6 protein-coding genes are annotated in these 6,708 nt (G+C 60.4%); 3 read left to right on the top strand and 3 right to left on the bottom strand.

Features of this window, described 5'->3' with window-relative positions; translation table 11 throughout:
• The first annotated feature begins 20 nt into the window (after positions 1–20).
• The 3 genes from FHS89_RS11640 to FHS89_RS11650 are packed head-to-tail and all read left to right on the top strand — an operon-like array spanning position 21 to position 4,414.
• Entirely contained in the window at positions 21–1,667 is a 1,647-nt protein-coding gene (locus FHS89_RS11640; protein WP_184011786.1) for a cyclic peptide export ABC transporter, read from the top strand.
• Positions 1,667–3,286 (top strand): cyclic peptide export ABC transporter, encoded by a 1,620-nt coding sequence (locus tag FHS89_RS11645; protein WP_184011788.1) that lies wholly within the window; start codon positions 1,667–1,669, stop codon positions 3,284–3,286. The genes FHS89_RS11640 and FHS89_RS11645 overlap by 1 nt, the downstream gene beginning before the upstream one ends.
• Before the next feature lie 27 nt (positions 3,287–3,313).
• On the top strand, positions 3,314–4,414 hold the full coding sequence (locus FHS89_RS11650; protein WP_184011790.1) for a TAXI family TRAP transporter solute-binding subunit: 1,101 nt from the start codon (positions 3,314–3,316) through the stop codon (positions 4,412–4,414).
• A gap of 43 nt (positions 4,415–4,457) precedes the next feature.
• On the opposite strand, the gene FHS89_RS11655 is transcribed toward FHS89_RS11650, so the two are convergent.
• The 3 genes from FHS89_RS11655 to FHS89_RS11665 form a co-directional block, all read right to left on the bottom strand.
• Positions 4,458–4,937, bottom strand: coding sequence for a YcjF family protein (locus FHS89_RS11655; protein ID WP_184011792.1), 480 nt, complete (start codon positions 4,935–4,937; stop codon positions 4,458–4,460).
• Positions 4,938–5,077: 140 nt separating this feature from the next.
• Positions 5,078–5,827 carry a thioesterase II family protein gene (locus FHS89_RS11660; RefSeq protein ID WP_184011794.1) on the bottom strand — a complete coding sequence of 250 codons (750 nt, stop codon included), beginning with the start codon at positions 5,825–5,827 and terminating at the stop codon, positions 5,078–5,080.
• On the bottom strand, positions 5,824–6,621 hold the full coding sequence (locus tag FHS89_RS11665; RefSeq protein WP_184011796.1) for a thioesterase domain-containing protein: 798 nt from the start codon (positions 6,619–6,621) through the stop codon (positions 5,824–5,826). The genes FHS89_RS11660 and FHS89_RS11665 overlap by 4 nt, the downstream gene beginning before the upstream one ends.
• Positions 6,622–6,708 lie beyond the last annotated feature (87 nt).

Genomic DNA, 6,708 nt, shown 5'->3' on the forward strand with positions numbered 1-6,708 from the left:
ATCCGGCGCGGGATGCTGCGATGAACCTTTACCGGCTCCTGACACGGGACACGCCGCTACCATTGCGCTGGCTGATCTTGGCCGCGCTGGCCTCCAGCATCGCGACGCTGGGGGTGCTGGCGCTGGTCAATCTCGCCGCCGGAAACATTGAAGATAGCGGTGAGGATAAGGTCGACTGGATCACGGCGGGTGCGTTTGTTCTGGCGCTTGGCGCCTATGCGGCGGGCGAAGTGTTCCTCCTGCGCCGCTTTGCCTCTCATGTGGAGGCGGCCATTGACGCGGTGCGCATGACATTGATCCGGCAGGTGCGCGATCTGGCACCGGAGACGCTGGACAAAACAGGCGAAGGGCAGCTTTTCGAGAGCATCACCCAATCCACCCATGCGATTTCGCAAAACAGCCAATATATCGCGATTGCGTTCCGATCCGCGCTCCTCGTGATCGTGCTGATGGGCTATATCCTCTATCTGTCGATGATGGCCTTTGTGCTGGTGACGGTCACGGTCTTGATCGCCGGCTTCGTCTATCACAAACGGGGTAAAGCCGCGATGGAGGCGCATATCGCGGCCTTCGGTCAGGATCAGCGCCTGTTCAACCGGATCACCGATCTGCTGGATGGCTGGAAAGAGGTGCGGATGTTCCAGCCACGCCGCGCCGCGCTGAAAACCGCCTATGACGCGGCGGTTAATGACGCTGCCGAAAGCCGGATCGAAGTGCAGAACCGGGGCTTTGAGCAATATATCTTTGGGCAGGTCGCGTTCTATTTCCTGTTGGGCGTCGTGGTGTTCGTGGCGCCGTCCTATACCGAGATGACGAGCGAGGATCTGTCGAAAATCTCCACCGCTGTTCTGTTCATCATCGCGCCCATCGGGCTGGTCATTCAATCGGTGGCCGTGCTTGGCGCGTCGGAGGCCGCGGCGGGCCGCACGTTGGCCTTAAGCGCGCAATTGAAGGAGCAGGCGGCTTATCCCACGCCGCGCCCGAACCTCAATTATGGGCTGTTGGATGATTTTCAGGAAATCACCTTTGAGGGGATCGAATATGAATACCCGGCGGCGGGGGAGGATCGCGGTTTTCACCTTGGGCCGGTGTCCCTGTCCGTCAAACGCGGGGAGATTTTGTTTATCTCCGGCGGGAACGGCTCCGGCAAATCGACGTTGATGCGCATACTGACGGGGCTTTATACGCCCCATGCGGGCCGAATTCGGGTCGATAATCGCCAGATCGGCTCCGCCAATATCCGCGAATACCGCTCCCTGATTGCGAGCGTGCTGTCTGATTTCCACCTGTTTGAGCGGCTCTATGGCCTCGATCATGTGCGGCCCGAGGAGATCGGCGCGCAGCTTCGCGCCTTTGGGCTGGAGAGCGTCGTGCGGCTGGAGGGGGACGCGTTCAGCAGCGTGCAACTCTCTACCGGGCAGCGCAAACGGCTGGCGCTCGTCGTGGCTATTCTGGAGGACCGGCCCCTGATCGTGCTTGATGAATGGGCCGCAGATCAGGACCCGGAATTCCGCAAGAAATTCTATCGCGATATCCTGCCGATGCTGCGCGATCAGGGCAAAACCATCATCGCGATCACCCATGATGACCATTACTTCGACGCGGGCGACCGGCGGGTGCATCTGTCAGAGGGCACCCATGCCCGCAATGGCGAAGGGGTCATGTGATGGAAATCCTGCGCATGATCCTTAGCGACACCCGCACCGACCGGCGCAAATTCGTGCTGATGCTGATGGTGTCCGCGATTGGGACGACCCTCATCGTGGCGCTGGTCAATCGCGCGGTCCACGCGGCGGAGGATAGCGGGCAATTCGGGCTCGCCATGGCGTTTCTCACCTCTGTGGTCGTGTTCACCATCGCGCAGCGCTACGTCATGATGGAAAGCGCCGAAGAGGCGGAGCGGATGATCGAACGCCTGCGCATCGGCATCATGAACAAGGTCCGCATGGCCGATCTTAAGGCGATGCAGGGCATCGGGCGCGCACCGATCTATGCCGCCCTGACGCGGGAGGCGCAGACGATATCGACCACCTTGCCCGTGATCATCATTGGCGCGCAGCAATCGGTGCTGTTGATTTTCGTGTCCTTCTATCTGGCCTATCTGTCGCTCGTGGCCTTTGCGCTGGTGGGAGTGTTCGGGGTCTGCGCGATCTGGTTCCACATCACGCGGCTTCGGATGCTGCAGGAAAGCACGGGCCGCCTGAATGCGGAGCAGGGCAAGCTGTTTGAGGAATTTCGTGGCGTTCTGTCTGGATTCCGGGAGCTGACGCTGAATGAGCGGCGCGGCGACAGCATCCTGCGCCGCATTGCCCTGATTTCAGAAGAGGCCCGCGTCCTCGCCAATGAGATCAAGGCGACATGGGCGCGCGAATATGTGCTGACCCAGACGCTGTTTTATATCCTCCTCGGGTTGATGGTGTTCATCGTCCCGAATTTCACCGAAAGCTATCACGACGTGGTCGTTCAGGCGACGATCGGCGCGCTCTTCATGATCGGCCCCCTTGGCGCGCTCGCGCAGAGCATCCCGGCGGTCAATGATGCCGCCCGCGCGTTGCAGAATATGCGCCATCTGGAGGAGGGCCTGACGGCAGCCGTAGCCGATAGCGTGGATGAGGAGGCCGAGCGGCTGGACCGCCGCGCCCATCAGACCCTGACGCTGGACGCGCTGGAATACCAGTTTGAGGACGGCAACGGGCAAACGAGCTTTGCGCTTGGCCCCATCTCGGCTGAGTTCAAGGCGGGTGAGGTCACCTTCATCACCGGCGGCAACGGTTCGGGCAAATCGACCCTGTTTCGGATGATGACCGGGTTGGTGCATCCCATGGGCGGGCATGTGGCGCTGGACGGAACACCCGTCCGCTTGTCGCAATATTCCGATTACCGGGATCAGGTCGGCGTCGTGTTCGCGGATTACTACCTGTTTGGCGAATTGCACGGGCTGGAGCATCTGCCGCCTGCGCGGATCAACTCCGTCCTGCGCCTGATGGAGCTGTCAGAGAAGGTGCGCTATGAAAACGGTGCGTTCACCACAACCGATCTGTCCGCCGGGCAGCGCAAGCGGCTGGCGCTTGCGGTGGCGATCCTACAGGACACGCCCATCCTGATGCTTGATGAATGGGCGGCGGATCAGGATCCGCAATTCCGCCGTACCTTCTATGAGGCGCTGTTGCCCGATCTGCGCGATCAGGGAAAGATCGTCATCTGCATCACCCATGATGACCGGTATTTTGGCGTCGCGGATCGGGTGTACCATATGGTCGATGGCAAGATGAGCCGGGAACGCTAGGGAGCGGACGCAATGAGGAGAGGGCAGATGAGCATAGCGCGCAAAACGCACCTTCGCGGGCTGACGGCGGCGGTGTTGGCGGTGATGCTCGCGGCAAGCGGCGCGCAGGGGCAGGGGCTGCGCCAGCCCGATTTCCCGGCCTTCAACCCGGATGCCGTGCCCCAGCAGGGGGAGGATGGCGCACTCTTTAACCTGCGCATGTCGGACACGCGCCGCCCGCCGGAATGGTTCCTCGCGATTTATAGTGGCACGACGATGGGCACCTATTTCTATGTGGCAAGCGGCATTTGCCGGGTGTTGGAGCGCACGTTTACGGAGCACCGCATCCACTGCGTGCCGCTGCGCTCCAGCGGGGTGGGCGGCAATGTGACCTTGATGAATGAAGGCCGCGCGCAGGCCGTCATGGTCCAGACCGACACCAACTATTATGCCGCCAATGGCACCCGCCCCATGCCCGCCGCCCGGTCCGGCGCGTCGCTCTATAATGAAACGGCGGTGCTGGTGGTGAGTAAGGCGTCGGGCATCACCTCCATCACCGATCTGCCGGGCAAGCGTGTCAATCTGGGGCCGGAAGGCTCCGGCACACGCAGCCTGTGGATGGACGCGCTCAAGGCGAACGATATCGCGCTTTCCGATCTGGGGGAGGTGTTTGGCGCGACACAAGACAGCAACGTGCTTGCACTTTGCGATGGGTCCATCGACGCGTTCGCAAGCTGGATCGGCCATCCGTCCCCTTTCATCCAGAGTGCCGTGAGCCGCTGTGACGCGCAGATTTTGGGCATGTGGAGCGATGGCACCGCATCCCTCGTGGACAGTCAGGAATTCCTGTTCCCCCAAACAATCCCCGCCAATACCTACACCAATCAATCGCAGGATGTGGCGTCCTATGGGTTCAAGGCGTCGCTGGTATTTCACCGTGACACGCCCGATTACATCGTCTGCAACACGGTGCGCGCGGTGGCGCTCAATGCCGATCTGTTTCGGGAACAGCACCCGGCCCTGTCGAATTTCGATCCGTCAGAGATGTTCGCGCAGGGCAACGCGCTGGAATTCCACAATGGCGTGAAGATTTTCCTCGCCTCGCAAAACTGCCCGGAAGTGGATTTTGAAATAAAAGACCCGCGGTGATCGCTCACCCCGGGTCATTTTGTCATCGGTTATTTGGCTGGGATCAGGAGGACGCTTTCGCCCGCGTGCCGCCGGATTTGGAGCTTGCCGCCTCGAACTCAGCCTTGAAATGCTCCCGCATCGCGTCGGCATCAAAGTCAAGCAGGGTGCCGCCGCTCTCGAAATGCTGTGTAAAGACGCTGCCGATTGCGTAGGTGGATGCGGCTGCGAATGTCGGCATTGCCGCGATGCCAAGGATCGGGCCAACGCCCGGAATGGCCTTCACAAGGCTTGCCGCGCCACCCGCAAATCCGGCCGGAATGACCGTCGCCAGAAGGGCTGCAACCGCCGTCTTGGCAGCGCTTTTGCGGAACGGCATGTCGTACTGATCGGACAGATCCGCAATCATTTTGACCTGTATGCCGGTGATTGCAGCAAGATCAACATAAGGCATAGGGATCAATGCCGCGCCTGCGGACCAACCCATATAGGTTTTCACAATGGCTTTCGCCGCGTCTTGGTTGGTCTGGGACTCTTCGGTCATCAAGGAACTCCACAATGGATTTGCGATGCGCTTTACTACCATAACGTGCGTTTTTTCGCAACAAAATCAGCGGCCCGGTCGGATGGGGTGAAAAACGTGCAAACACTGAGGAAAACACGCTGTATCGGCCGGGAATGGGCCTAGGCGATGTATTTTCTGATCGCTGACAGGACCGTGTTGGCAAAGATGTCAGGCGCGCTTTGGATCACGAAATGGCCCCCCGCCAGCGCGTATTCATCGAACGGACCCTCGGTCTCAACCTGCCATTGGCGCATCTGATCGGGGGCGGCGTGCGGGTCAATTTGACCCGCGATGGCGATGATCGGCATATCGAGCGGATGCGCGAACCGGGGCAATGGCTCAAACGCCATCGCGAAATCCCCCCGCAACATCGGCTCGACTAGATCCATCAATTCGGGATGCTCGAAAATCTCGGCAGGGGTTCCGCCATATTCGGCGATCTTGTCCCAAAACGCCGCTTTCGGCAGGGTGTGGAGCGGACTGCGCGGCGGCCCGTCATAGGGCCACGCATGGGCGCATAGACACAGATAGCGTGGCTGCGACAGCCCCATCGCCGCCAATCGGCGCGCCAGCATATAAGACAGCCGCGCGCCCATCGAATATCCCAAAAACCCGAAAGAGCCGCTGAGATGCGGCACGATCTGCGGCACGATCCCGTCAAGAAACGCGTCGATCTCTGCGTAAGGCGTGTCGTTGATCCGCATGTCCCGCCCCGGCAGCAGCACAGGGACCACATCCAGCCAATCCGGCGCCATGGTCGCCAATCTGCGATAGGCATGGGGCGTCCCCCCGGCAAAGGGAAAGCAGAACAACCGATGCCGGGCAAAGGGTTTTTGCCCCATGCCGGGAAACCAGGTCGCCCCGCTCATGGATCGTCCTTGAGGAACAATCTGCGCGTTGTCTCTATGTTTTCGGATGAGAACAATGTGTCATGGGTGCCAGGCACCACCATGACCTCGTAATTGGGGCAAATCGGTGCCCAGATCGCCTCGATATCATAGGTGTTCCATTGCGGATTGTCGGCGGCTTTCACCAATGTGACAGGCCCGTAATAGGGCGTCGGGCGATAATCTTCATAGGCCCGTTGCGCCGCTGCCGCGACCCGCACGATCGCATCGAATTGCGCAAGGGACATGCCGTCATGCAGGATGCCAACCTCAATCGCGCGCTCCATCAAGGCGGCAAGCCGCGCCATCCGATCGCCGGGCGGTGGCGTCTCCGCATGGGTGACCTTGGCAGCAAAAGCGATATCGTCGGTCAGGTCAGCAGGCGCCATCCCGAACACATAATGCGGTGCCGTGTCGATCAGCAGAAGCTGGGCAACCTCGCCACCCGCCGCCACATGCTGTTGGGCAAGCTCTAGGGCCGTCAGCCCTCCCAGCGACCATCCGGCCAGCTTTAATGGATGTGCGATCCCCTGACGCGCGATCTCCTTGCGGTAGGCCTCCGCAATGGCTGGAAGGCGCGACAATGGCTCTCCACCCCGCTCCAATCCGGGCGCTTGCAGACCGAATACCGGCTGATCGCCGAGCGTGCGCGCCAATTCCATATACCCAAGCGTGCTGCCCGACAGGGGCGGTGTCAGATACCATGGCGCGCGCGCGCCACCTGCGTGGAGGGGCAGGATAGTAGATGCGCTATCGCCCTCATTTTCCTCAATCATGTGAGCGATTGTTTGTATTGAGTTGTATTGGAAGAGGGATTTGAGGGTGATGTTATGGTTTGTGGATTTTTGGATATTTTGGATGAG

This window comes from Rubricella aquisinus, from assembly GCF_014199445.1.
Taxonomy (GTDB): Bacteria; Pseudomonadota; Alphaproteobacteria; order Rhodobacterales; family Rhodobacteraceae; genus Rubricella; species Rubricella aquisinus.

Excerpts from the sequence above, each read along its gene's own strand:
- FHS89_RS11640 (WP_184011786.1), top strand. The coding sequence starts at position 21 with ATGAACCTTTACCGGCTCCTGACACGGGACACGCCGCTACCATTGCGC.
- FHS89_RS11645 (WP_184011788.1), top strand. The coding sequence starts at position 1,667 with ATGGAAATCCTGCGCATGATCCTTAGCGACACCCGCACCGACCGGCGC.
- FHS89_RS11650 (WP_184011790.1), top strand. The coding sequence starts at position 3,314 with ATGAGCATAGCGCGCAAAACGCACCTTCGCGGGCTGACGGCGGCGGTG.
- FHS89_RS11655 (WP_184011792.1), bottom strand. The coding sequence starts at position 4,937 with ATGACCGAAGAGTCCCAGACCAACCAAGACGCGGCGAAAGCCATTGTG.
- FHS89_RS11660 (WP_184011794.1), bottom strand. The coding sequence starts at position 5,827 with ATGAGCGGGGCGACCTGGTTTCCCGGCATGGGGCAAAAACCCTTTGCC.
- FHS89_RS11665 (WP_184011796.1), bottom strand. The coding sequence starts at position 6,621 with ATGATTGAGGAAAATGAGGGCGATAGCGCATCTACTATCCTGCCCCTC.